This is a genomic window from Nostoc sp. DedQUE02 (assembly GCF_034531035.1).
In the GTDB taxonomy this organism is placed as follows: Bacteria; Cyanobacteriota; Cyanobacteriia; order Cyanobacteriales; family Nostocaceae; genus Nostoc.
This window is the reverse complement of record NZ_JAVRBY020000029.1, coordinates 26,279-50,554: the sequence shown is the minus strand read 5'-3', so window position 1 is coordinate 50,554 and position 24,276 is coordinate 26,279. Positions and strand designations below refer to the sequence as shown.

The following is a 24,276-nucleotide window of genomic DNA, read 5'->3' as shown; positions in this document are numbered from 1 at the left end:
GTGTTATTCTTCCTCCCCAAGCTCACCAAGAGCGTCATCAAATTTGTTGATGATGTCGAGTAACTTTGATACGACTCGCGCAAAGATTTTTTTACGCTCTAATAATTTCGGTTTTTCGTTGCAAGCACTCAACACAGTTTCCCTTAACGGTTCTTTCCCAGAAAATTTGTAGTCGGCAATCATTTGATTAACGACTTCGATCTTGAGGTTCTCCTCTATACAGAGTTGCTGAATCGCTTCAACACGTTCTTGAGTCCAGAAGTCTTGGAAGACGGTTTCGACTTTTTCTTCGGGTTCAAGGGTGGGTAGCCGCTCTTCGATAAATTTCTCAAGCAGATCCCGCTTGCTGCGTAGTTGGACTTCTTTTCCAATTATCTCAAGGATATAGGCTTTCTGATTTTGGTAATCTTCCTCCGTAGCATCATCCTTCATATCTCGCTGGAGTTTGCCCAAAAGTTCAAGAATATAGGTGACATTAATTTCGTCTCGCTGGATCAGTTCCAGTTCAAAATCGACTTCCTCAACCAAAGATTCTTTCTCGTCATCGGGTTTGGATCGCGTTTTATCATAGATGTCCAGATATTTGCTTTTATAATCTTCAAAGGTTTGTTCATCCAGATTCAAGTCGGAAAAACTAAATTCAGTAAATGATTTACTTACATTCTGTAAACGGATAAGATTACGAAAGGCTTTAACAAACTTAACTTGGTCGTCTTCACTAATCAGTTTATTTACATCGTTAGGGATAGTGGCGATCGCTCTCAGTTCTTGCACACCTTCATTGAATTTTTCAGTGTAGTATTCGTAGGGTTCAATGAAAATTTCTTCGCTGGCGTTGGTATCGGAAAAGAGGGCAACGGCTTGATCAGTATTCTCTTTGAGGTTACGGAAAGAGACGATATTCCCTTGGGATTTAAGTTCCCCCAAAATGCGATTAGTGCGGGAGTATGCTTGAATTAATCCGTGATACTTCAGATTTTTGTCAACGTAAAGCGTATTGAGCTTTTTGACATCAAAACCCGTGAGAAACATATTGACGACTAACAGAATATCGGCGCGTTCCTGATCCTGAAAGTTTTCTCGATCGCGGTCTTTCATCCGCTTGGCGATGTCTTTATAGTAGGCATAGAAAGCCTGACTATCTTTGGCGGAATGTTGGGTTTGGTACATTTGGTTATAGTCCGCGATAAATTGATTCAGTTTGTCGCGGCTATGGCTACGGTTGCTTGTATCTGCACTGATATTGAAATCAGGTTCTCCAATTAAGCCGTTTGCGTCTTGGTCTTCTTCGTTATAGCCAGGGGTAAAAATCGTGATCACTCGTAGGTCATGTAATCCCTGTTTTTGTTTGTTTTTGAACGTGTCGTAATAGGTAATTAGGGTGTCCACGCTGCTGGCGCAGAGCATGGCGGAGAATTTTCTTCCGTGGGTTTTACGGTTATGGTTGGCAATAATCCAATCGACAATTAGAGAAATTCGGTCGGGATTTTCAAAGAATTCTCGGTCTAATTTTGGCTCTGTGATCAGCGTGCCGTCTTTGCGTTTGATTTTGCCCCAATACTCGACGGAAAATTTAAGAACGTTTTCATCGGCGATCGCATTGGTGATCACATATTTATGCAGACATTCCTGGAATAGGTCTTTGGTGGTGCGTTTACCATGTTCGTTGCTAGCAGCGTTATCGGCAAAGATGGGAGTCCCGGTAAAGCCGAACATTTGGGCTTTGGTAAAGAATTTGACAATATTTTTGTGAGTTTCGCCAAATTGAGAACGGTGACACTCATCAAAGATGAACACAATGCGCTTATCTTTCAAGCTCTCCATTGCGACTTCATGGCGAGGCTTTTTGATGGCGGTGTTGAGTTTTTGGATAGTGGTGACAATGAGGCGATTATCCCCAGCCATTTGTTCTACCAGTTGGCGTGTGTTGTCAGTGGTGTCTACGCAGTCGGGGCTGAAATAATTAAATTCTCTGCTGGTTTGGTAGTCAAGGTCAGCGCGATCAACCACGAACAGCACTTTATGCACTTTGGGGAGTTGGGTGAGAATTTGGGCAGTTTTGAAGCTGGTGAGGGTTTTGCCTGAGCCAGTGGTATGCCAGATATAGCCGTTTTTATCGGTATTCTTCACTCGCTCGATAATGGCTTCTACTGCGTAGTATTGGTAAGGACGCAGCACCATAAGCACTTTGTCGGATTCGTGCAGGACGATGTATTTACAGATCATTTTGGATACATGGCATTTCTCCAGAAAGCTGTCGGCGAAGTCTTCTAGTTGGGTTATCAGGTTGTTTTCTTGGTCTGCCCAGTAGAAAGTTTGTTTAAATTCTTGTTTTCGGTTGTTGGCGTAGTAGCGGGTATTGACACCGTTGGAGATGACGAAAATTTGGACATATTGAAACAGTCCATTATCTGCGCCGTAGGAATGGCGCTGGTAGCGGTTGATTTGGTTGAAGGCTTCTTTGAGTTCCAGTCCTCGGCGTTTTAGTTCAATTTGGATGAGGGGTAAGCCGTTAATCAGCAAGGTTACGTCGTAGCGGTTTTTGTAATTGCCTTGCTGGGTAATCTGGTTAGTGACTTGATATTGGTTTTGACACCAATGTTCTGTGTTGAGGAATTCTAGGTAAAAGGTTTTGCCGTCGTCGCGGCTGAGTTCCATTTTGTCGCGGAGGCGTTTGGCGCGATCGAAGACGTTACCTTTATCGAGGTGGTTGAGGATGCTTTTAAACTCTGTGTCGCTGAGTTTGATACCGTTATGTTTTTCCAGTTGGGTTTTGAGGTTGGCTTTCAGGTCTTCGGCATTACGAAGGGTGACAGGTTCGTAGCCCAATCCTGTTGTTAGACGTTCAATCAGTTTTTGTTCAAGTTCGGCTTCGGTTTGGGGCATAGGGGAGTGGGGAATGGGATAAAAGTATTACCTACTAACTATTCCCTAATGATGTCTGTTGGGGTTTCTGGAGTGAGGGTTAAACCGCGATAGACTTGTTCAATAGGGAAATTGAGGTTAATGCTTTTGAGTTCGATTGTATCGCCTGCTTTGTAGTTGATAATCAACCAGTCGCCTGCGTCGTTTTTGTGATACAGGTCGATTTCGATGCTAGTGGAACTGACTAGTAGGTAATCGATTAAGGCTGGGTTTTGGCGGTACATTCTGAACTTGCCACCTCTGTCGTAGGCTTCGGTGCTGACGGAGAGGACTTCGACGATTAAGCAGGGGTAGGTAATATATTGGGTGGTGGTTTTGTCGCGATCGTCGCAGGTAACGCTGGCATCTGGGTAGGTATAGTTATTACTGCCAAAGATATTGACTTTGACATCAGAATTTACGGTGATGCAACCTGTATTTTCTAAGTGGCTGTCGAACATGGCGGTGAAGCGGATGGCGATACGACCGTGATTGACGCTACCGCCGCTCATGGCGTAAACTTCGCCGTTGATATACTCGTGCTTTTCCAGTTGCGTTGCTTCCCAGGCAAAGTATTCTTGTGGGGTTAAGTTTGTGGGTTTGTCTTTGGCTGCGATCATTGTAGGGAAACTCCTGGATTGGATGACTCGCACACTTTCATGTAGAAAAATCTCTGCTGCACTTTATTTTACACAAATGGATTTATCCGTAATGCCCTACTCTTCGTCTAACAATGCTTGTTCATCAAGCAAGGTTTGTAGCCGGATCTCATAATCTTCATAGTACAGTTTATATAATGCTTGGCTGTAAAGTAGTTTGCCGTCCAAGGGATACTCTTCGTCTAGCAAATCATTGAATTCTGGATTATCTTCATATCTAATTCTGTTTTCTTCTATTTCAAAATTTTCTTTTGACTTCTTTTCCAATGCAAAACTGAAAAACGAAGATATGAGATAACGGGATACGCTTTCTGTTATTTCCCTCAGTAGCCGCGATAAATCTTGATCGTTAAGCAGTTCTTTAGGGATATATTTTCCGTGAGATAAATCACCTCTCGCATTTCTTAATTCATTAATATGTTTTCCTATCTGTGAGAGTTTACTAATAAAATCCCTCTCGTAGATATCATCATTTTTTTGAAGTAACTTAGCTGCCTCACAGATGAGATTATTAGTTTCACTTTTCGCACCTTTATTTAAACTTTTTCCTTCTACTCTCGGATCAATTTGAGTAATTATTGTTTTACAAATGCTTTGTAGTAGAGAATTACAACAGTCTAAGCTCACACCTGTATGTAAATCTTGGTGATAGTTTTCAATTGCGCTAATAAATTCGGCAAATGCACCATAGTATTGAAAGTCGGGGAATTCTTTGAGATGTCTCTTCACTAACGCTTCTAAACTCTCCATAACACCCCACTACACAAACATTTTTTGGAGTAAGCCTTTCTTAAATCGTTCAGTGTGATAAATTTGCCGAGATATCGCTTCAATTTTTTGATCGATTGCGGTTATAAAATTAGCTATTTTTTCTTGTTCTTCTTCAACTGGGAAGGGAATAGATAAAGTATAAAAATCTTTTTCTCCAATGTTTAATAGTCCATCCATCCTCGCAGAAGAAGAAATAAGTTTGCGAAGTTCTCTATCTAGAATACCTGTTAAAAAATATTGAGCAAAAAAAGACTTAATGCCATGAGTTAATTGAAAAGTCCTATAAACAAATGGAATTAATGCTTCTTCATGTTCTTTCATTAGATAAATACAACCATAAGGAAAAGCTTTAGATGCACCTCTGTTATAAGAAAATTCACCCTTGTGTATCAAAGTATATTTATCTAAGCTTGAACCAGCTATAACTTGACTAAATCTTTCTTTCTGGTTTAAAAAACCAAAACCAGCAGAAATAGACATTACTGGAACGTTTTTTTCAAGTTCAAGACTTCGTTTTACAGGTTTTGAAATGTCACTTAATTTTTTACGTTTCCAGTCAGGAAAGGGCGTATAATAGTCTTGCTTGAAGCGGATTTGTTGAGAGAAGAGTTTTTGCATTACGCCGCGTTTGTAGATCTGCAAGAGTTCCTGCTTGTGGCGGAGTTGGGTTAGACGGCGATCGACAGCCCCCAAAAAACTAGCAATCTTTTCTTGTTCATTAATGTGTGTTACTGGAACTTTATATTGCTTGATTAGTCCTGCTGTTAAATTTTTTTGAGAGCCATCATTTGCCAATACTCTCAAATTCTCGTATTCCTTAAAAAGGAAATAGTAAACAAATTGCGAATTAAAATCACTTTTTAGTGCAATTGCTGCACAAGCCTGATTTGTTGCTGCTTCAATCTTTAAAATAGAAACTTGCCCGCGAGTTTTTCCTTGCCCATACATTGCAAGTAAAATAGTATCCTTCTTGAAGATTTTCGCAGAAGAATTTTGTAGTCCTTTTTCTGTTATCTTTTCAATGCTGTCATGTATTTCAGCTTGACCGATCTCACTTGTAGTAACCCAGGGAATATTACCATTCCAAAAGCTAGGCTCTGATCTGTTGGGAGTTCCACCTGATGTTACTGAAGCAATGTCTTCAATCTTAAAATATTCCCAATCACCTTTAAACTCAGGAAATCTCAACTTAGGCACATTTTGACTTAACCTCTTACTCATAACGGCGCATCAATCCCTAGCTCATCACAAAACCCCTGAATCGTTTTATCGATCGCCACCATATCGCGATCACACTGCCTCAACTTTGCCGCTACAGCCGCCAGATCAATGTCCTCCTCCTCCTCAAACGTATCCACATAACGAGGAATATTTAAATTAAAATTATTCTCGGCAATCTCCGCTAACGGTGCGCGATAGCTATACTTCTCCTCCTCTATCCTTTGGCGATAAGTGGAAATAATTTTTTCAACATCCTCATCTCGCAAATAGTTCTGATTCTTCGCCTTCTCAAAATAGGCACTCGCATCAATAAACAAAACATCTTCAGGAGATTCCCGGCACTTTTTCAACACCAAAATACAAGTCGGGATACTCGTCCCATAAAAAATATTCGCAGGCAACCCAATCACCGCATCCAACCAATTCCGCTCCTTGATTAGATACTGGCGAATATGCTCCTCCGCCCCTCCTCGAAACAAAACTCCGTGGGGTAACACCACCGCCATAATGCCGTTCTCATCTAGGTGATGCAGCATGTGCTGCACAAATGCAAAATCAGCCTTAGAAGCTGGGGCTAACTTCCCATACTGACTAAAGCGATCATCCGACTCAAACAGCTTATTCGCACTCCACTGCGCCGAAAACGGCGGATTCGCCACCACCGCCTCAAACCGCATACCCTCATGCTGGGGGTTCTCTAGCGTATCCTCTTGCCTAAGATCAAAATTCCGATAATGCACCCCATGCAAAATCATGTTCATCCGCGCCAAGTTGTAAGTAGTGCGGTTCATTTCTTGCCCATAGAAATCCCCGACTGATTCCACCTCCCGCGCCACCCGCAGCAACAAAGAACCCGAACCACAAGTAGGATCATAAACCGACTTCAGCCGCTCCTTTCCCGTCGTCACAATCTTCGCCAATACCTTAGAAACCTGCTGCGGCGTGTAAAACTCCCCCGCCTTTTTCCCCGCACCACTGGCAAACTGCCCAATCAAATACTCATAGGCATCCCCCAGAACATCGCTCTCGGTGTCTCCCAACCGAAAATCAATCTTATCCAGATGCACTAAAATCTTGGCAATTAAAGCATTTTTCGCCTTCGGAGTCCGCCCCAACTTCGTCGAATTCAGATCCAGATCCTCAAACAAATGATCAAAGTCTTCCTCACTTTCTTTGCCCATTGTGGAGCGTTCAATGTTGTTTAAAACATCCGTCAAATCCCCCAAAATAAAAATTGAACTCTTTTCTAACTCCTCATCACTAATCTCATCCTTATCCGCCTGATTGCCTAATGCCCGTTTAGCCAGAGAACTAAACAACTCAGATGGCTTCAAAAAATAACCCAACTCGGCAATAGATTCCTCTTTAATTGCCTCTAAATATTCCTGCCCCTCTTCCGACGACTCATCAAGCTCTAGAAAATCAATGCCATCCTCAGCCAAAATATCATTAGCGTAAAGATGCTGACGCTCGGATAGGTACTTATAGAAAATAAACCCTAAGCAATAATCCCGAAACTCATCGGCGTTCATCTTGCCCCGTAGCGAATCGGCAATATTCCAAAGCTGAGTTTCTAATTTTTTCTTTTGTCCGTTTTGTCCGTTTTGTCCGTTCGTCATTTATCTCTCGTACTGGGCGATCGCTAGCACTGCCAAGAAGTGGTGTCTAAGCAACGTATAGACTAACACACAAGATGATTCGTTTGTACAGTGCGTAAGTCCTACAATTATTAATGCTCTGGAAAAATCCTTCTATGGCACTGGCGGCAAGGCTGGCAAAGATGAGCATGGCTATAGCTATTTCGATCTGATAGGCGATCGCGCCATCAATTTTTGTGAAAGCTGAATTAAAAAATCCTGGGTGGGTTATTGGGTGAGAAATATTGCAGGAGTATGCTAGCTAAACTGTTAGCCAGTACTTTCAGTTGGAACGAAACTCAGGGTTTGCTCAATTGATTTCAACGCTGATTGAATATCTGTATTCAGCGCATCTGCCTCAGCTTTAATCACAGCCACACCTTTACCAACTTCCGTCAGGGATTTTTTGATAGTTCTGATTCGTCCCAAAGCTGTGCGGATCTGCTGAATCTGTTGTTCAACAGCAGTCACATCTAGTCCTGAATCAAAGCTACGCAATTTATTTAACCTTTGCTGGATCACTAAAAAGCGAATAGCAATGATTAAAAATGGATGAGTTGTGGCGATCCAATAACCTGACTCAGAAACTCCCTCTGCCCAATCACCGATTTCCTGGGCTAATCCCTCACGAGAATAACTTAAAAAAATTGCCGAATTTGCAGAACGCCGCATCATTGCTGACTGTAAATGTTGAGTGATTGCTTGGCGACCAAAAGGTTTTGAAGGTCGTTTCCTAGCTTCAATCACTATTGACAGTTCAATTACAGCTAACGATTTACTGGTGAACTTTAGGAGAATATCGCCAGTATCCCCATCACGGCCAATATGCTCCACCTCTACTCCACTCAATTTTGACCAATTTCGTAGTTCGACAACCACTAACTCTTCATAGTTGATGCCTTTTGCAGTTGTCTGCTCAAGTACTTGTTGTGTCACCTGTTGATCTCGAATTTCTCTGGTCAGTTTTTCCATTTGTTCGGTTAATGGTTTCACAGACTCAGAAACCACATTTTTTACTGCCGCGGCCAGAGTACCATTTTCCTTAGTCGCATTTATTAATGCTGCTTTAAATGCGCCTTGAATGGAATCAGAGCGTTTGGCATCTAAGAGTTGACGTAATGAATTCAAAAAGCGGCCGACAACAGAAGTTTCTCTGGCGGGATCAATTTCGAGTGTAAGTAAAGTGCTGACACTATTGAGTTTTTCAGTGAGGATGGCTGAAGTCAGATTAATTTGATTTTGCAGTGGAGCTAATAATTGACCATTCTCTGTTCCTACTTGATTAACTAATTCCTGCTGGAAAGACTCTGCAATTACCTTGACTGCCTGCTGAAACTCCACCAACAAGGATTCCATCTGCTGCTTAATTAATTCGTTGCCATGACGAGTTTGAGCAGTTTGCAAGCAAAGAAATCCTAACTCAAAAGCATCCCGGCAAATATCCTCGTATTCTGACTGGGGAAATTGTTGTAAATAGCTGATTGCATTTTTGAGAGGGATTGCCATGCGATGAATCAGGACATGGCTTTGGGTCAATTCAATACTGGAGGGCAGGTAATAGGAATCATTGGTGGAACGGTTCATGAAACAGTAAGTAGGCAGGTGACGATAAATTGCACCCTACTACCTATTTTTTGTGTCAGTCAAGGTGATGAAGAAAAGTTTTGTCAATTTGCAAAAACAGAAGAATTAATTTGGTGGTTGAGAATTATGCCACTGTTCCAAGAGAGGGTTAATTACTTCGGCGTTGGCGAAAAGAAAATCAGCCACAGCCATAATTCTTTGGTAAGGTAATCCAGCTTCTCGGCGGCTAGCTTGTCCACCTAACCAGTGATAAGCCGTTGATTTAGAGATGGCACAGATTTTTGCTAGTTCTTCGTAACCCAATCCCCAACGATAGCTAAAATCTTGAGGGGACAGAAACATTTGGTTGTGCAGTTCTAACAACTGCTGATGTTGTTGAGCTTCAGACATGATTGCCCTGAAGCCTTTCCAAGGATGAGTTATCCAGGGGTTCGATATCTTCCTCAAAAGCGAAGTCGCAGGTGCAAATTTTACGAGAGGGGCTGCGCTCATCTAAAAGAACCAAGTAATGTAAGCCAGTGGCAATGCAACTAGCTTGTTGGGTGTATATGACTCCAATAACGCGACCATAATCACCGTTGGGTACTTGAAACCAGCGCACCCATTCACCGAGACGAAATCTCTGGTGGGGTAATTCGCTGGGAATTACTTCTGGCATCGCTACTGGCGGAATCTGAGGAAATGTATTCGTCATATTTATTGCGGATAGCGTTGCACCAATATTTTTAAATTAACATATAGTGTGCAAAACTAAATTCATTGTGTATAGATTAATTGTCTACACTCCCTCACGATGGTTCTGTGAGGCAAAAAAACCAAAATCCAGATATTGAATATCGCTTTGGCAAAGCTATTAGACGGCGACGACGAGAATTAGACCTTTCTCAAGAAGAGTTAGCTGAAAGGGCTGGTCTTCATCGCAATTACATTTCCAGTATCGAAACAGGGACTCGTAATCCTTCACTAAAAAATATAGAAAAGCTTGCACAGGCGCTGAACATATCTATTTCTGCTTTTTTTGCAGATTACGGTATTGAAGCAGAGAGTGAGTAAAACTGTGATTTTTGAGCGTTATAGCACACGAGCGCCTTTATCGGCAGCCTCTGTGAAATATTTTTCACAGCACAAACGAGTAAGAGCGATGCCCAATCTCTCAGAAGTCCTGCCGTGCAACTTTTTTCCAGTCCTGTTCGCCTAAATCCCAAATCAGATGCAATAACCCAACCTTATCAGGCCACGGATCACTTCTGCGATCGCAGTCAGTAATTTGACCTCGATATTTGAGCAACGCCTAACGGCATAAAGCCACGAATCACATTTCTTTGCGGTTGATAACTACAAAAATTTTATCTTGAGCAACGCCTAACGGCATAAAGCCACGAATCACAGCAAAGTTAAAAACCCTTAACTGAGGAAGGTTCATTTACAATCTTACAAGTACTTTCCAGATCGAGGAACCAAAAACATACAACTTACCAAAGTTTCCCTTACTTTCAGCCCCTCAAACCCAGTACCGATAAACTTTCCCAAAAATGGCAAGCACCTTTTTCCTTGTCTCAATTACCATATCCCTTACTGTGTAAACCTTCCCACCATTCTTTTACCCTAAATTCCCTTTCCCATAAGAGATACTTGTCAAATTGGAGATTGAATCATCGTCCACGCCAAATCAGGAGGTGGTGAGCTTGGCATTTCCTCAATCCGATACCTCAAAAATCGGGTATTTCTTGACCCCACATGGTCAACCCAATAGGGTAAGGTTAACCTGCCTCGATTATCTCTAATCGCCCACTGTCTCACCCCCTCTAGATAATCTTCCCTTGCAAGTTTAATTGTTTTAATCAACTGGTCACTTTCTCCCAAAAATAAACAACCAAACCGTCTTACTAGCTCAGGATGGTCAAACGCTAACTGTATCCTCTCCCTTAAACTTGGTTGTATCTTTTCCTCGTCAGAACGAACCCAAATCAAGCACTTCAGATTAGACAAAATTTCTTGATAACAGGGAATAACATTCTCTGGATGGCTAAAATCAGCATTCTTAAACCGTCTCATTTGACGCAAAATTTGTGACTTTTTGGGGCTAGATAACATCGCGATCGCCAATTCTACCCCACAGTGGCGATAGACATTCGTTTCCCCTACCAAAGACAATAACATGCCATACACTGTCGCTGGAGGAGGGACAGGATAGGTTTTTCCCATTTCCCTTGCATGGGACTCCCGAAAAGTCGCAAATGGAACATCCAAATAGAGAATTAATGGTGCAATCATTTTGATTCTTCTAAGCCCAAATCTCTTTTAATGACTGTTTTTAAAGCTGCAATCAGTTCATTTCGATTCCGATAAATATGCGCCCTGTTAAAAGGGGAATTATCAAAATTATCTAATTGCTGTAACTCCTTAACAATTGTTCCCCCAATCCACAACTTACTAGGGTCAATCTGTCCGCATTCCACTTCATCTATAAACTCTTGTGAAAGTTTTACTTCCTTACTCTTAGGATCGGAATATTCAAAGCAATAGGAAATATATGAAGCAAAATGATTTGTCCATTGAAATACCAAACTATCGGGACAGAAAGGATAATTAAAAATATTACTACTTCCTCCTACCTTGGGCAGATTCATAATCCCATCTATCAGAGGTAAAATCCGCGAAAAATCTTTGAGATGAGTGGCATCAATTCCAAAATAATATTGATATCGAGTTGCATGATATTCTGTAAAATGAAGCGATGTACTATCCTTTTCTCTGCCACTTTTTGCCCCTAACTTGACTGCACCATCATAAGGCGTTAACGAAACAGCCATATTCATCCCTAAAGCACCCATTCGCTGATTAGGAGTGCTGGCTTTTCTTTGTTTGTTTTTTCTCTTTGTTGTTGAAGTCTCCTCCTCTGTTTCAGCAGACTCTAGTAAAGCAAACCCAAAAATATCATCATCATAAAATTGTTCTGGATCGAAATCTTCACTTGTTAACCGATTAATATTTTCGTCCTCATCCCAAACTCGATTAACTAAATAACCTTGCTTTTGAAGATAAAAACGTAACGCCCAACGAATTGCACTTGAACCTACAAAAGAATGAATTTTACCATTATTCCAATAGCCTTTTTGCAGAATAGTCTTATTTCCTCGTCTAATGTCATGATTTAAGGACGCTAAACCATAACGAGTGAGGACTGTTCCGTAAAGATAATAATTGGGGATATTATTATCATTCTTCTTCTGACTCATAATTAAATTCTTCTACTTTTTGATTATTTGACAATGAACTATCATCCATATTTGTGAGTTTATCTTTGGGTTTATAACTGGCGATCGCTAACAATGACCAAATTCTTATTTCTTGCCAAGGTGATTTTTTAATTAGTAGTGCAATCTCTTCCTGATGCTCATTAAAATACTTATTTAATCCCCCTCTTACTAAAAAGTCGGACAAATATTCCTTGAATGACAATTCATCATAACAATAGTTTAGCTCTGCCCTTAATCGTTCAACTTTCTTCTTAATGGGAGGATCTTTACCTTCCTCTGTTTTGGCATAAATTTTAGCAAAGTTGCCCTTCATAGCTTGCTGAAATACCTTAATAAAAATAAGATACTGCTTGTCTTCTTCACTATTCTCTGCCATTATTATGAATTCTTCTCGATTGGAAAATAACTGGTTAAATAAATATTCTTTTGAATCCTCTATCACCAATTTTTCCCAAAAATTAGACCACCAATGGATTCCTTTCACTAAATTATCAGCAATCAGGGAGCGAATCGGATTGACCTTAATAAAAATTTGCTTATATTTAATTATCTGATAATTAGTTTTAAAGTATTTTTGCACCTGTTGATAAGTGATTAAAATATTCTTATCAATTTTAATTTCTTCTATACTCATCAATGTCCTTTGACGAGAAGCTTTATTTGTTTTTTCATATAACCAAACTTGACAAGCTTGATAGTAGCCCACTTTAGACTGAATATCGTCTAAGCTGTAATAAAGTAATCCTGCTTCCCCAAGGCTACTAACATGAAACTGTTTAGTTTCTAATTGCTGTAATCGCCATCTCCTTTGAGAAGCGTCTTCAAAATCCTTTATTTCTGGAATCACCACCAAGTAGCGATGGGGTTTCCTTTCTTTTAAGTCTTCTGATGCTATATGAAGTAAGCAATAATGACAAACTACTGGTACAAATAATAATGCTAAAGCGTATTCAGGTTTCTCTTCTAGTTTTGTAGTGTTCTGCGTCCGAGCATGGCGAACAATTCCCCCTAAATACAACCAACTGGTTATTTGAATGTAATCATGTCTGAGTTGTTGGGTATCTGCCTCGCATAACTTCTCTGCAAAGGTTTGATGTGCGTACCAAGTTAGGGATTTGTATTGATACTTAACTTTTTTTTCTTCAACCTCTAGTTCAGTGTTAACTAGCTCTCCTGCTTGATAAAACTGATTATGACGCAGAAAAACAGCACACATTCCCTCATGAATGTGGATTTTATGACTTAAATCTATTGCATCATTGTCTAATGCTGCTAAATGAATTAAACCTGTATCATCTAGTTGAAAAGACTCCTTAATTAACCAAGATAGGGCGACGAAATCACTTCCTTGCCAGAATAATTCAATAGTATCAGCAGTCAAAAACCATGATATATGTCCTCCCCGTTGACGAGATAAGCGATATTGCTTTTCTAATCGCTTTAAAGTCATGTAAAGTCCGGTCATTCCGGCGCGGTGCATTATTGTCGTATCCGCAGCATCGAGAGATAGGGAAATTTTGGGTTGCGTAGTAACCATGATCAAGCTTCCTCTTCTTCCTTGCTGCGAGTCGCTGGGACAAATATTCCACACATCATCTTTCGTTTCCCGCCAATGCCCTGTTCTTGCAAGGTTAGGGAATCTTCAGGATTGAGTTCACTGATTTTTACGCCAAATCCTCTAATTTTAAACTGTTTCCCTTCTTTACTGATGGTTAATTGTCTTCGTTGAGGTGTTCCATCTTGTCGGGTAAGAAGTTCAATTTTTCCTTGTATTCCTAAATTATCCAGTTGCCGTTGAACAGGTTCAATAAACTTAGTAGAGTCTTGAAACCCTTTAATTACGACTAATCTGGAATAGACAATTTCTGAAGAAACTAACGGTTTGTAGTCGGGAATATCTAGTTGATAAAAATTTTGACCTATATGAAAGGCTTGACCCGCTAAATAAGGATAAATTAAAGGAATTTGTTGATGATAAATCCGAATTTTTAGACGAGATTGAGCAGTGAGTTCAAGCAAATTGTTTCTGGTTGGTATTCCAGCAATCGGATGAATCCCAATAGACTTTAGTTCGTGTAGTGGGGGACAAATACGGGATAAGGCAGCGTAGGTAAGATAACCGTTGTCAATAGGAATCGGTGCGCCTCTAAGTTTAAAGGTTAGGTCTAGGTAATCTTCGCTGTTTATACTTGTGGCTATCACGGATAATAATTTTATAAAATTTGATACTAAGGTTTAAAATAATTACCAATAATTTAACTACAATAGTACATTGTAAATTAAGCCGAAAGCTCAGGTCATTAAAGTATAATTTTTATTAAAAAATTTAGGTTATTTAACAAAGAAATCATCGTCATGGATATTGATATAATCCAAATTCAACCCTACTTTGATGATGAGCTATGGAGTCCAGAGAAATTTCCAGTGCTTGAGCGAAGTCGTTTACATCATTTGGAACCGATTGGTATAGGGACTCCTATGGTTGAGAGTTTAACCAGTTATGTGACACGGTTAGCTCATTCTCATGGAGTTTTTGTCAATACATTACTATCAAGAATAGTTAATCCCCTCTTACAGCAAACCTTTATCAAAAATTCTACTGGTAGAGGATTAAAACCATTTTTTAACCGTTCTCATGCCTTAAATGGATATGGGATAATGGCTACTGATTTTGTGGAGGTTCTTAATCAATTAACTTTGCATAATCAGCTAGAGTTTTTAACATTGATACCTTTTTCAAACATTTTAGTTACAAAAGGCTTATTACGTCCTCATAAAGCTTGGTGTCCAATATGTTACCAACACTGGAAACAAAATAAACAAATTATTTATGATCCATTACTATGGTCACTCAATGATGTCAGGGTTTGTTTAATACATCAACATACTCTTGTGCAAAATTGTCCTCATTGTCATAGTCAATTACTTTGGTTAAACTGGAAATCCACGTTAGGCTATTGTTCACAATGTTTTCAGTGGTTAGGAGGCTATTCTAAAACTTCAGTAGTTACTCAGGAGAGATGGATAGTAGAAAATCTGGGAGAATTTCTTACCAATGCAAATCAGTTATCTTCTGTACTTACTCAAGAGCTTATACCAAAATCTTTCACCCATGTAGTGCATAAAGTTAGTGAAGATAATATAGCTGCTTTTGCTGCAATGCACAAAATCCCTAAAAATACTTTCTGGGGTTGGTATTCAGGTAAAACTTGTCCCTCTTTATCTGCTTTACTGCAAATTTGTTATAATCTTCAAGTTTCTTTATCTCAGTTATTGACACAAGATTTCAATCTATCAACTACCCATTGTAAAAATCTCAAACTTGACACGAAATATTCTAAGAACATACGTTCATCTCCCAAAACACTGGACTTGGATCATATTGAAAATACCCTGACCAACATTTTATTTCAAGCAAGAGATCCATTACCAACAATTGCAGAGATAGCCAAACAATTAAAAATTAATAGACGAGTTATTTCAAGACATTTTCCTTTATTATCCCATCAAATTGTCGTTAAACGTCGCAATTATATGGGTATGTGTCATTTAGCTGCTATTGAGCAGTGTTGTCAAGAAATTAGAGAAGCAATTGTCTCACTCCATCAATCAGGAGAACACCCAACCGAGTCCCGTGTGTGTGAACTGATTAGTAACCCCGGCTATTTGCGTTATAAGAAGGTTCGACTATTCTATAAGAAAACAGTTCAATCTATTTTAAGTAGCTTGTGAACTTTCAGTACCAATGGAGATGGTTGATAATTCACATTGATTTTTTTTCAAAAATTTTCAGGCATGATTTTGCCGTTACAGTTTTCAAGCATAGCTTTGCCGTTGCGGCAAATTCAAACTTTAAATTACAGTGACAAAAATTAGTCACTGTACAACAAAAAATGGACGTAACTGGATTCGAACCAGTGACCTCTACGATGTCAACGTAGCGCTCTAACCAACTGAGCTATACGTCCTTAACCCTTTTTACCTGTCCCAAGTATACCATCTGAGACATATTTGGGACAATGCGAGAGATAAAACCAATAAATCATAGTGGCTCCATACAGCTTAAGTTTAGTTTTGGGGGTAAAAGGTATACTTTCAACCCCATACCCGGTGGGCAATATGGCGATAAAAGAGATATAGCTACAGCCCAAGCGATCGCTACCAAAATCCAAAATGACATCTTAGCCGGACATTTTGATCCAACCCTAGAACGCTACAGGTTAGCTCCTAAATCAACCCCAAATACACAACCTAAATCCTTACTGGAACTATGGGATCTCTGGGTGGGTTCATTAGACTTACCAGAATACACCCTAGCTAATCATTACCGATGGACTAGGGTCATGATAGCTAAGGTTAATCCAGGGTTAACGGATACCAGTTGGTTAACTAAGTCTGAGCTATCAGCCCGGACGTACAAGGATCGCCTAAGTCTTATTAGGTCTTGCTGTAAGTGGGGGCTGGCTAAGGGGCTAATAGCAACTAACCCCTATGAGAACATCAAGCTACGAAAAAGCTCTTCAAAAGAGATTAAGCCCTTTAGCTCCCAAGAGATTAAACAAATAATCCAAGGATTTAATGACATATTTCCACATTACACAAACTTTGTAATATTCCTACTGGCTACGGGGGTCAGGACTTCGGAAGCGATCGGGCTACGTTGGAGTCATTTGGATTTCCCAAAGAGAGAAATAATCATTAAAGAATCCCTACCTAAAGACCCTACTGGCAACGGGTACACGAGAATCCGAAAGGAAACTAAGACAGGGAATATAAGATACTTATCAATGCCTGATGATCTTCGATCTTTACTTATGTCCCTTAGACCCCAGAAAGTAGAGCCAGACGGACTAGTTTTTAAAACACCTGAAGGTTGCATTATTGATGCTGATAACTTCCGATCGCGGTATTGGACGTTAGTACTTAAGCATTGCCAAATACCCTATAGGAAACCGTATACCACTAGGCATACAATGGGCAGCCATGCGATAGAGCAGGGCATACCTGTTACAGGTGTAGCGTACCTTTTAGGTCATAAAAACAGCCGTATGGTAATAGAAACCTATGGGCACATGGTAAACCGCCCAGAGTTACCGGACATCCCTATCGGCTGAGGTAACTAGGGTAGTTGGGACAGCCCAAGGGTTAAGAAACAATCATTGGGCATTAGGCATCGGCTAATGGGTTATCTATGGCAGCTATGCCAGGGCGTTAGCTTTAAACTCCTTCCAGTCATTGTTTATGGTATTTCTGATTAGAGCTACCAAACTCTCGGTATCTGTTCCCGCTTGGGGGGGGGCTATGGTAAATGATGGGTTATAGGATATTTGTTTAGCCCCATTGTTCCCCTTGATTTCCGGTAACGGGCTTGTAACGCCTTTATTACCTCCTGAGAAAGTATCATAAGCGTCTACCCATGATTAACCTTATATATATGTCCGACAAATATACAGTCAGTCAAGTATCACACGGGTATTAGATAGCTTAAAAATATTCCAGTATATTTACTGCTGTAGTCATAGACTGAATAGACTATTATGAATGTATCGAGTTCAGAAAGGGTAAATGAAGCACATAACGGTTAGGCTGACAGAGGAAGAATACCAAAGGTTACTAGAAGCCCAGTTGGCATACAGTAACGCCCAAGGTCAGACGATCTCACTCAACGCATATATCAAAGCAAAGATTCTTCCCCCTGCTAGCCTATCCGAACAGTAGACTTTTTTCCCCAAAACAAATACCAGAGATAGTTAACGGCTACCCCTGGCAATCAAAATGATTTAAATCTTAGGAACTATCTTACCATGTCTAACTTAACAGTACAAGCACAAATCGACGCTTCTTTAGTCAATCGGTCTGAGTCAGTTCCAACTGAGGAAATCAACTCATCTAACACATATCATATCCCTGTGGTATGGAAGCAGGTTAAGAAACTCATCGAAATGATGAAGCAGGTTGGTGTTGAGTGGGATGGTACTATCAATCACTTAGACTCATTCCATGTGAAATACAGAACAGCTTTTGACGTAGATTTATATAGGGCTTGGTGCGATTTGACCCCTAAGAAAATAACCAATCGTAACCGTGATTCTTTAGTTTATGCCCCCTATACTGAGTAAGACTACAGTAGCTTTAAGTTCTGAGCATAAGAAAGCCTTTTGAGGTGATTGCTCAGGACTTAATGGGGGATAAATAGGCCCACCTAGAATACCAGAATAATCATAAACGGGTTAACCCCTAGTGCCACTTTTTACTAAAATGTGCCAGTTAAGTGCTGACGCTGATGATTATCTATGGTATCATTATTACATACTAGCTAAGGAATAAGACAGATACCAATATGGCTAATATGACCCTGAGATTACCTGATGACTTGGATCTACAGCTTAAAGCACAGTCACAGGATAAGGGCATTAGTAAGCATCATTTAATACTTGATTTACTCAGGATAGGATCGGGGATGCCATTAGAATACCCAGAGCTACCCCCAGACACGTTGAGGGATTTACAGGGGCAGATTTACCAGCTACAGAAACAAGTGAAGGCATTAGCACCCTAGAGGGTACTGATTTCTAGCCTAGAAAACTATTAACCAAGTATTAACCACTTAGGAGACTTACATGGAACTTTTAACTACTTCTACTTCTGATTTTGCTGGTATCCCTATGACGATGGGTATTGACTCTGAGGGGATTAGCTACGTTAAAGCTGTGGATATTCAAACCGCAGTAGATAAACCTGATAACTCCTACCGGGACTTTTTAGAGGGGAAAAGCCTAGAAGCTTTACAGGCTGTAGCTTTGGCTAGCGGGAAAAAGCTATTTAAGGTAGTTGGCTACAATAAACCAGTTGCATTTATACCCACTGAAGCTACAGCGCACTACTGGATATACCAAGCTAAAAAAGGTAATAAAAAAGCCCAAGCATTAGTAACTGCTGACTTAGCTGCTAGCCTAGATAGACAGGCAAAAAAGACTAATGGTATAGATGTGACTGACGCACAGTTAGAAGCAACCCGCGCCAGGATTATGGATAAGTTGTATCTCCAATGGCTTAACTTACCCAAGTCTCAATGGTCTTCTATATGGCGTGATTCTGACCTCATAGAGGACATCAAAACCCAATACCTAGCCCTAACCAATGAGGAGCAAAAAGAGTTCCTAAAGAAGCACTCAGGGTTAGAGTTCCAGAAGCTACATTACTCTGATGGAACCACCGATGTAATGGTGCGGGACTTAACTGGTATTTAGCACTAAGTTATACTCAATAAACCCATAGCCCCCTCTGGTAGCCTCTTAGATTACCGCAGGGGGTCTTAGTCACACCTAGATGCCCCTCTAAACCCCGTAATGATCGCTGTGACAACCGGGTAACGGTTATTTTGGTGATCTCGAATGCTTAACGGTTAATAAACACCCCTCAATAATACTGAATGAACCTTGGGAATAAGCATAGGATTTATTATTCCATTTACCTGTATCATTTTTTCTTGAGACTAGGCGTGGGTTTATGCCATAAATCTCCCTATATTTCTCAGCTACCCTTGTGGCTAGCTTATGGTAATCTGATTCATCAACTTGAATACGGTTATCATCTAAGTATTGCCCTAGCGTTGATAACTCTGATGCTTTTATATCCAAATCAGGATTCTTGATAGGCTCAACGTCGTAGACTAGATAGCGATCGGGTGTTTTTACACTATCCTCCCAATAACTAAGAAGCTGAGTTTTAGATAAGGTATTTAAATATACCACATTAACTGCATCTTTCTTATGTGTCGGTGGGAGAATATTAAGAACTAGCACTTTATTATTAACCTACTAACTTTATACCCTTTAGAGTACCCAGTTCTCTAAGATACATTAACCCTATAGAAACCAAAAAAGACCACTAGAGATTAACTAGTGGTCTTTAAGTCGTTTAGGTTGGTAAAGTATTTAATCAGGTTCAACGGCTTGCCATAGGATAGTTCGGGCGTTGCCATCTGATTCTACATAATCTACTTCGTAGGTACTACCACCTTTTAAGGTAACTTCAAATACCTCAGCGTCCATATAATCATCGTCATCTAATGGACGCACTTCTACGATATCTTCTAAAGACTGTATTTCTACTTTGGAGCCGTCAGTTAGTGTAAACGTTACGTCTAATGTTTTCATATAAAGTTAACCCTAGCTTCCTTGGCTCTTACTATATTGTAACCGATATTGATTAGCCTTGTCCACCTTGTCTAGCCCTTCCCTGAATAGCTTTTGAGCTTCCTGATGGGTTACTTCCCCCTTGGCTACTCTACGGTTTAGTTCCCCTAAAAGTATATAGGATTCCCTACGATAGATTTCAGTCCACGATCCTGGACGAAAAGTATCAGAATGCCAACGTCTACCAGAATCACCAAACTCAGGTAATCTATAGCTCCTTAACTTGAACTCGCTAGCGTCTACATCAATACCCATAGGGTGATTAGCTAGGTACATCTTTCTATTACTTATGTCGTGTAGCCCCCCAGGTAGCACCACAAATGATCTTTGATTCTTATCCGCAGGGTTTAATACCCAATCCTCAACAGTTCTACCTGATTTGGTCTTTTTAGTTTCCCTGCTTAGGATAGCCTGTGTCTGTGCCTTAGCCTCATCCAGGGTTATTTTGCCCGACTCATAATCTTTAACAACGGTATCTAAAGGTACTTTAGCCCACTGATGGACATGGTGTTGTTGCATCTTGCCATAGCCTTTAGGTGTTAGGGTCTTGTCCACCTTGCCGTGGTACGTGGGTAGCCAGTCAGGTACAGTGCTATCCTTAGTCTCTACTTTGGTCATGTATTTGGCTAGACCATCTGCAAGCTGTACAGGGGTCATAGAAGCCAGTCTAGGAGTTAGAGAGGGCATTCCATAGATCCGATCCCCCATATACTCGTGCATATTGGTATTCCGATTGAGAACTACCTGTTTACCATCTACTTCTACTGAGTATTCAAAGTCCTTAACTTTCCGGGTCTTAAACCCGCCTTGGGCTTTAGCTAACTCTGGCTTACCATCCCAGATGGTTAGTTTGTTACCCTTGATACCCAGGTGATCAGGATTAGCCGCTAAATACTTCCCAGTAGCCGGGGTGGACTGCGATCGCTCGTTTAGAGGTTTTTCTACCTCCTTAGCTTCATCCTTGGTCTTCAGTACCTCTAGTAGCCGCCTACGTTGACCAGGATTAAGCCTTTGGACAAGCAGCAACCGTTGGCGTTGTTCATGGTTTAGCCCTTGGTAAAGCTCTAACCGTGCCTGGTAGACATCAGCGTTATGTTTAGCTGATTTAATGACCCCTGACTGCCTAAGTATCTCAGTACGGGTTAGCTTACTAGCCTTTGGCGATCGCTCAAAACTTAAGCCTTTCTCACGAGTTACTGATTTACCCCTAGTGGCACTTGATCGCCTACCTGTAGCTGCCTTGGGTGCATCAGGAGTTTCAGCAAAACGTCCTTTATTACCTCTGGGGTGTTTATTGGTATTCCAGGTATGGATTTTACCCCCACGGATTACCTTAGCCATCTAACATATCCCTTCATTTGAAGGGATTTAGTCAACCACGCGTTGACTTTTTAGTTAATAAAGTGGGGTTACTTATGGCTAAACTTAAACAGGCGGGTATCCGGTTTGACTTGGAAACGTATAAATGGTTAGAGGGTGAGGCTGAGAAGACAGGCACGCCGATTAGTGCCCTGGTTAGGGCGGGTGTAGTCCTTCTGAGGGCTGAGAAAGCGCTAATGACTCAAATGAGGTCACAGATAGAAAGCCAAGGTGTTACTTACCCATCTATGAAGCGACCAAAGCAGCTAGTAAATAAATAGCGGGTAAGTGAGTAGCACCTATGTCACACTAGAACTCCCCAGATTATTTATGAGATTTTATTACACACACACTTTGGTATACCTCTTGTCATAGTAAGAGTTTTGATAGTATACTGGACTTAGAAGTATACCGGATAGCCATGATACCAGTTAACTTTGTGGTTAGGGAGTTTCCCCAAGGGGTTTTTCTATTCTGGACTAATGAGGCAGGCAAGAGGCAGTTCATTCAGATAACACACACAAATAGTATACCCGTATAGATAGCAGGGGTTATAGAGGTTTACTACACTATAAAGGTATACCAATGTCACAGAAAGTTTTATCAGTTAAGGTTGATCCTGAAGATTGGGAGTGGTTCAAAGAAGTGTCCAGGGCGTATAGGACTCAGGCAGAGGCATTTAAGGCACTAAAACAGGTATACCAGACTACGGTAGAAAACTCGGTAAAAGTGTTTACAGGCAATGAGGTATACCAAAGTGTGTGTGTGTTTAGGTTAGGGGACAAGCTACCGCCTCAGTGGGAACTCAAATCAGCCATAGAGGAAACCATCAAAAATAGGAAGTGGTATGTATTCCCTGACGATCGGGTAGTTGCTATTATCCAGAAGTCCGCTAACGGATCTAAGAAGTGGCTAGAGGTGTCCGCTGAGTATCCTGATGAAATCTGGCATGAGGCTAAAACGGATAACAAGTTTAAATATCAGCCTGTTACTACCCTTAATGGAGCTTTAGGCGATTACCAGGATAGGTTAGCTAAAATGCAGCAGCCAGCGATCGCCCTGGCACTGGCTAATGGCTGGCAAACAACCAAATGGCACTGGGATTTATTTGATTTGGTTAGAGAGGCTGAGGATTATTTACAAGTGGTAAACCAATCAGAACCTACTCAGACACAAGAGGTATACCAAAGTGTGTGTGATACTTCAGAAGCCCTATTAGGTTCTCAGATTACGCAGGAACCCTTGAGACTTTCCAAAGACGCTTTAGTAGAGAGATTAGCTCCCAAACACATCTCTTTATCCACCGCTAAGACTGAAAAGGGGAGACAGAATACGCTCAAGGATTTACCCCAGGTGCTAGCCGAGATAGGTAAACCCAAGATAGCCCAGTGGACTGCTGAGAGAGATCCTGAAGGGCAATCCTGGTATCCGACTGATGACTCAAGGGAGCATTGGGTAATAACCCAACCTTAACTCTAATAAGTAGCTTAGGAAGCGACTAGCCCTGAGTTGAATCAGGCTAGTCTTTCTGATTTAGACCCTGACTACCAAAAAGTTACCTTGGCACTTAAGGAACTCAAGCGATCCCAGGTTGCCTATAGCCTCACCAGACACGCTGACCAAAATACCACAATATATTGCATCCGGCAACCAAGGATTTAAACTGGATATAAGTACAGGGTATTTATTAATACTATTTAATACCGTCGTATTTGTCCTGTCTCAGATGGTATTCTTGGGACAAAAGTGGGACAGTCAAGATAAGTTCTGGGCAGATTAGTAAGAAAAAGGTACGGATAGTGCAAAGGTGACGCTAGTCACTCTCTACGATGTCAACGTAGCGCTCTAACCAACTGAGCTATACGTCCTTAACCACACAATTATCAATAATAGCATATCCTTTTCTCAAAAGGCAAGATAAAAACCAAATTAGGCGAACTATATTCAATAATAGCTTTTCATGGGATAAAACATATATATTTCAAATCTTCTTCCCTGTTGCCTTCGGGAAGACTGCCTGATTTTATGAAAGTGTCTTTAAATTTCTCGAATCCAAAATGCCAATCCTCCTCCACGACCGCGAGCCGCGATGAAATCTTCTGTGACTAAAAAGAAGGCAAAGAAGGGTACTTTGGCTATGGGCTGGTTGTAGAAATCTTCTGTTTTAACTTTACCAGAACGAATTGCTCTGTTGTAAAGAACACGGTCAAACAGACTGATAACCATTTGGTTAAAGTCAAAAGCCAATAAATTTTTCTTAGCTAAATATTGTACTGGCCCTGTGAGCTTCAATAAAACTGGGTTAAATTCAACCTGATTAGCAATTTCGCCTCTGCCTGAATCCTGTTCTAAAGTGGCATCAAAGGAAACGTGAATTGTGAGAAACTTGGGTACATACAAACCTTTGCCTAATACAATTCCCCCACGTTCTCTGACTTTCTTAGTACCAGTAACAAAGCAAAGTTGCCATTTACCAAGAAGAAACTCAAACGGGTAAGTTACCCGTTGCTGCTTGGCAGTTTTTTCTGCTTGTAACAAGGCATTTACTAATATTTCAGCACTAGGACGTATGCCTTTTGGTTGTCGATATGCAGCCGCAGCCTGGGATAGCACGGTAACATAGTCAAATGTTGCTGTAGGTGTTAAATTAGCCGTCATGAATCCACTCTGGATTTAACTATTT

At 40.7% G+C, this 24,276-nt stretch carries 25 protein-coding genes and 1 tRNA gene; 9 read left to right on the top strand and 17 right to left on the bottom strand.

The features are described from left to right. Positions 1-3 precede the first annotated feature (3 nt). The 8 genes from RMX98_RS21015 to RMX98_RS20980 all read right to left on the bottom strand — a co-directional run bounded on the left by RMX98_RS21015 (position 4) and on the right by RMX98_RS20980 (position 9,470). The gene (locus RMX98_RS21015) at positions 4-2,886 is read right to left on the bottom strand and encodes a type I restriction endonuclease subunit R (protein ID WP_322681757.1); all 2,883 of its coding nucleotides are present in this window, start codon (positions 2,884-2,886) and stop codon (positions 4-6) included. 38 nt (positions 2,887-2,924) lie between these two features. Beyond that, a complete protein-coding gene (locus RMX98_RS21010) occupies positions 2,925-3,524 on the bottom strand; it encodes a Uma2 family endonuclease (RefSeq protein ID WP_322681758.1) in 600 nt (199 codons plus the stop codon). A gap of 96 nt (positions 3,525-3,620) precedes the next feature. After that, on the bottom strand, positions 3,621-4,313 hold the full coding sequence (locus RMX98_RS21005; RefSeq protein WP_322681759.1) for an abortive infection family protein: 693 nt from the start codon (positions 4,311-4,313) through the stop codon (positions 3,621-3,623). A gap of 9 nt (positions 4,314-4,322) precedes the next feature. Then, positions 4,323-5,555, bottom strand: a complete 1,233-nt coding sequence (locus RMX98_RS21000) for a restriction endonuclease subunit S (protein ID WP_322681760.1) — start codon at positions 5,553-5,555, stop codon at positions 4,323-4,325. After that, positions 5,552-7,174, bottom strand: coding sequence for a type I restriction-modification system subunit M (locus RMX98_RS20995; protein WP_322681761.1), 1,623 nt, complete (start codon positions 7,172-7,174; stop codon positions 5,552-5,554). The genes RMX98_RS21000 and RMX98_RS20995 overlap by 4 nt, the downstream gene beginning before the upstream one ends. Positions 7,175-7,462: 288 nt before the next feature. Then, a complete protein-coding gene (locus RMX98_RS20990) occupies positions 7,463-8,776 on the bottom strand; it encodes a hypothetical protein (protein ID WP_322681762.1) in 1,314 nt (437 codons plus the stop codon). Between the two features lie 105 nt (positions 8,777-8,881). Continuing rightward, positions 8,882-9,166: a helix-turn-helix domain-containing protein gene (locus RMX98_RS20985; RefSeq protein ID WP_322681763.1), complete on the bottom strand. Its 285-nt coding sequence runs from the start codon at positions 9,164-9,166 to the stop codon at positions 8,882-8,884. Next, entirely contained in the window at positions 9,159-9,470 is a 312-nt protein-coding gene (locus tag RMX98_RS20980; RefSeq protein ID WP_322681764.1) for a hypothetical protein, read from the bottom strand. The genes RMX98_RS20985 and RMX98_RS20980 overlap by 8 nt, the downstream gene beginning before the upstream one ends. Positions 9,471-9,577: 107 nt before the next feature. On the opposite strand from RMX98_RS20980, the gene RMX98_RS20975 reads away from it, so the two are divergent. Further along, entirely contained in the window at positions 9,578-9,829 is a 252-nt protein-coding gene (locus tag RMX98_RS20975; protein ID WP_322681795.1) for a helix-turn-helix transcriptional regulator, read from the top strand. A 582-nt stretch (positions 9,830-10,411) separates the two neighbouring features. Here the strand turns inward: RMX98_RS20975 and cas5 are convergent. From cas5 to cas6, 4 genes are read right to left on the bottom strand one after another with little or no spacing between them, the layout of a single operon-like run. Further along, positions 10,412-11,050 (bottom strand): type I-MYXAN CRISPR-associated protein Cas5/Cmx5/DevS, encoded by a 639-nt coding sequence (cas5, locus tag RMX98_RS20970; protein ID WP_322681765.1) that lies wholly within the window; start codon positions 11,048-11,050, stop codon positions 10,412-10,414. Continuing rightward, a complete protein-coding gene (locus tag RMX98_RS20965; protein ID WP_322681766.1) occupies positions 11,047-12,015 on the bottom strand; it encodes a CRISPR-associated protein in 969 nt (322 codons plus the stop codon). Before RMX98_RS20965 ends, cas5 begins: the two co-directional genes overlap by 4 nt. Beyond that, positions 11,996-13,573, bottom strand: coding sequence for a type I-MYXAN CRISPR-associated Cas8a1/Cmx1 (cas8a1, locus tag RMX98_RS20960; protein ID WP_322681767.1), 1,578 nt, complete (start codon positions 13,571-13,573; stop codon positions 11,996-11,998). The genes RMX98_RS20965 and cas8a1 overlap by 20 nt, the downstream gene beginning before the upstream one ends. 2 nt (positions 13,574-13,575) lie before the next feature. Beyond that, positions 13,576-14,238, bottom strand: coding sequence for a type I-MYXAN CRISPR-associated protein Cas6/Cmx6 (cas6, locus tag RMX98_RS20955; RefSeq protein ID WP_322681768.1), 663 nt, complete (start codon positions 14,236-14,238; stop codon positions 13,576-13,578). A gap of 153 nt (positions 14,239-14,391) precedes the next feature. Between cas6 and RMX98_RS20950 the strand changes: the two genes are divergently transcribed. Then, a complete protein-coding gene (locus RMX98_RS20950; RefSeq protein WP_322681769.1) occupies positions 14,392-15,768 on the top strand; it encodes a TniQ family protein in 1,377 nt (458 codons plus the stop codon). Positions 15,769-15,930: 162 nt separating this feature from the next. On the opposite strand, the gene RMX98_RS20945 is transcribed toward RMX98_RS20950, so the two are convergent. After that, a tRNA-Val gene (locus tag RMX98_RS20945) sits at positions 15,931-16,004 on the bottom strand. Positions 16,005-16,055: 51 nt separating this feature from the next. Between RMX98_RS20945 and xerC the strand changes: the two genes are divergently transcribed. The 5 genes from xerC (at position 16,056) to RMX98_RS20920 (ending at position 19,286) form a co-directional block, all read left to right on the top strand. Then, complete coding sequence (gene xerC, locus RMX98_RS20940) at positions 16,056-17,150, top strand: site-specific integrase (RefSeq protein WP_322681770.1); 1,095 nt, start codon at positions 16,056-16,058, stop codon at positions 17,148-17,150. A 451-nt stretch (positions 17,151-17,601) separates the two neighbouring features. Then, the gene (locus RMX98_RS20935; RefSeq protein ID WP_229460982.1) at positions 17,602-17,754 is read left to right on the top strand and encodes a hypothetical protein; all 153 of its coding nucleotides are present in this window, start codon (positions 17,602-17,604) and stop codon (positions 17,752-17,754) included. A gap of 86 nt (positions 17,755-17,840) precedes the next feature. Further along, complete coding sequence (locus RMX98_RS20930; RefSeq protein WP_322681771.1) at positions 17,841-18,155, top strand: hypothetical protein; 315 nt, start codon at positions 17,841-17,843, stop codon at positions 18,153-18,155. 221 nt (positions 18,156-18,376) lie between these two features. Then, complete coding sequence (locus RMX98_RS20925) at positions 18,377-18,595, top strand: CopG family transcriptional regulator (RefSeq protein ID WP_322681772.1); 219 nt, start codon at positions 18,377-18,379, stop codon at positions 18,593-18,595. A 61-nt stretch (positions 18,596-18,656) separates the two neighbouring features. Beyond that, positions 18,657-19,286: a hypothetical protein gene (locus tag RMX98_RS20920; RefSeq protein WP_322681773.1), complete on the top strand. Its 630-nt coding sequence runs from the start codon at positions 18,657-18,659 to the stop codon at positions 19,284-19,286. Positions 19,287-19,412: 126 nt separating this feature from the next. On the opposite strand, the gene RMX98_RS20915 is transcribed toward RMX98_RS20920, so the two are convergent. The 3 genes from RMX98_RS20915 to RMX98_RS20905 form a co-directional block, all read right to left on the bottom strand. Further along, positions 19,413-19,841 carry a hypothetical protein gene (locus RMX98_RS20915; protein ID WP_322681774.1) on the bottom strand — a complete coding sequence of 143 codons (429 nt, stop codon included), beginning with the start codon at positions 19,839-19,841 and terminating at the stop codon, positions 19,413-19,415. A gap of 132 nt (positions 19,842-19,973) precedes the next feature. Beyond that, positions 19,974-20,195, bottom strand: coding sequence for a hypothetical protein (locus tag RMX98_RS20910; protein WP_322681775.1), 222 nt, complete (start codon positions 20,193-20,195; stop codon positions 19,974-19,976). 12 nt (positions 20,196-20,207) lie between these two features. Further along, entirely contained in the window at positions 20,208-21,575 is a 1,368-nt protein-coding gene (locus RMX98_RS20905; RefSeq protein WP_322681776.1) for a hypothetical protein, read from the bottom strand. Between the two features lie 74 nt (positions 21,576-21,649). Here RMX98_RS20905 and RMX98_RS20900 point away from each other — a divergent pair, with 74 nt between their 5' ends. Together RMX98_RS20900 and RMX98_RS20895 are read left to right on the top strand one after the other, a co-directional pair. Beyond that, positions 21,650-21,874 carry a hypothetical protein gene (locus RMX98_RS20900; RefSeq protein WP_322681777.1) on the top strand — a complete coding sequence of 75 codons (225 nt, stop codon included), beginning with the start codon at positions 21,650-21,652 and terminating at the stop codon, positions 21,872-21,874. A 304-nt stretch (positions 21,875-22,178) separates the two neighbouring features. After that, the gene (locus RMX98_RS20895) at positions 22,179-23,066 is read left to right on the top strand and encodes a hypothetical protein (protein ID WP_322681778.1); all 888 of its coding nucleotides are present in this window, start codon (positions 22,179-22,181) and stop codon (positions 23,064-23,066) included. Between the two features lie 564 nt (positions 23,067-23,630). On the opposite strand, the gene RMX98_RS20890 is transcribed toward RMX98_RS20895, so the two are convergent. Continuing rightward, positions 23,631-24,251 carry a hypothetical protein gene (locus RMX98_RS20890; RefSeq protein WP_322681779.1) on the bottom strand — a complete coding sequence of 207 codons (621 nt, stop codon included), beginning with the start codon at positions 24,249-24,251 and terminating at the stop codon, positions 23,631-23,633. Positions 24,252-24,276 lie beyond the last annotated feature (25 nt).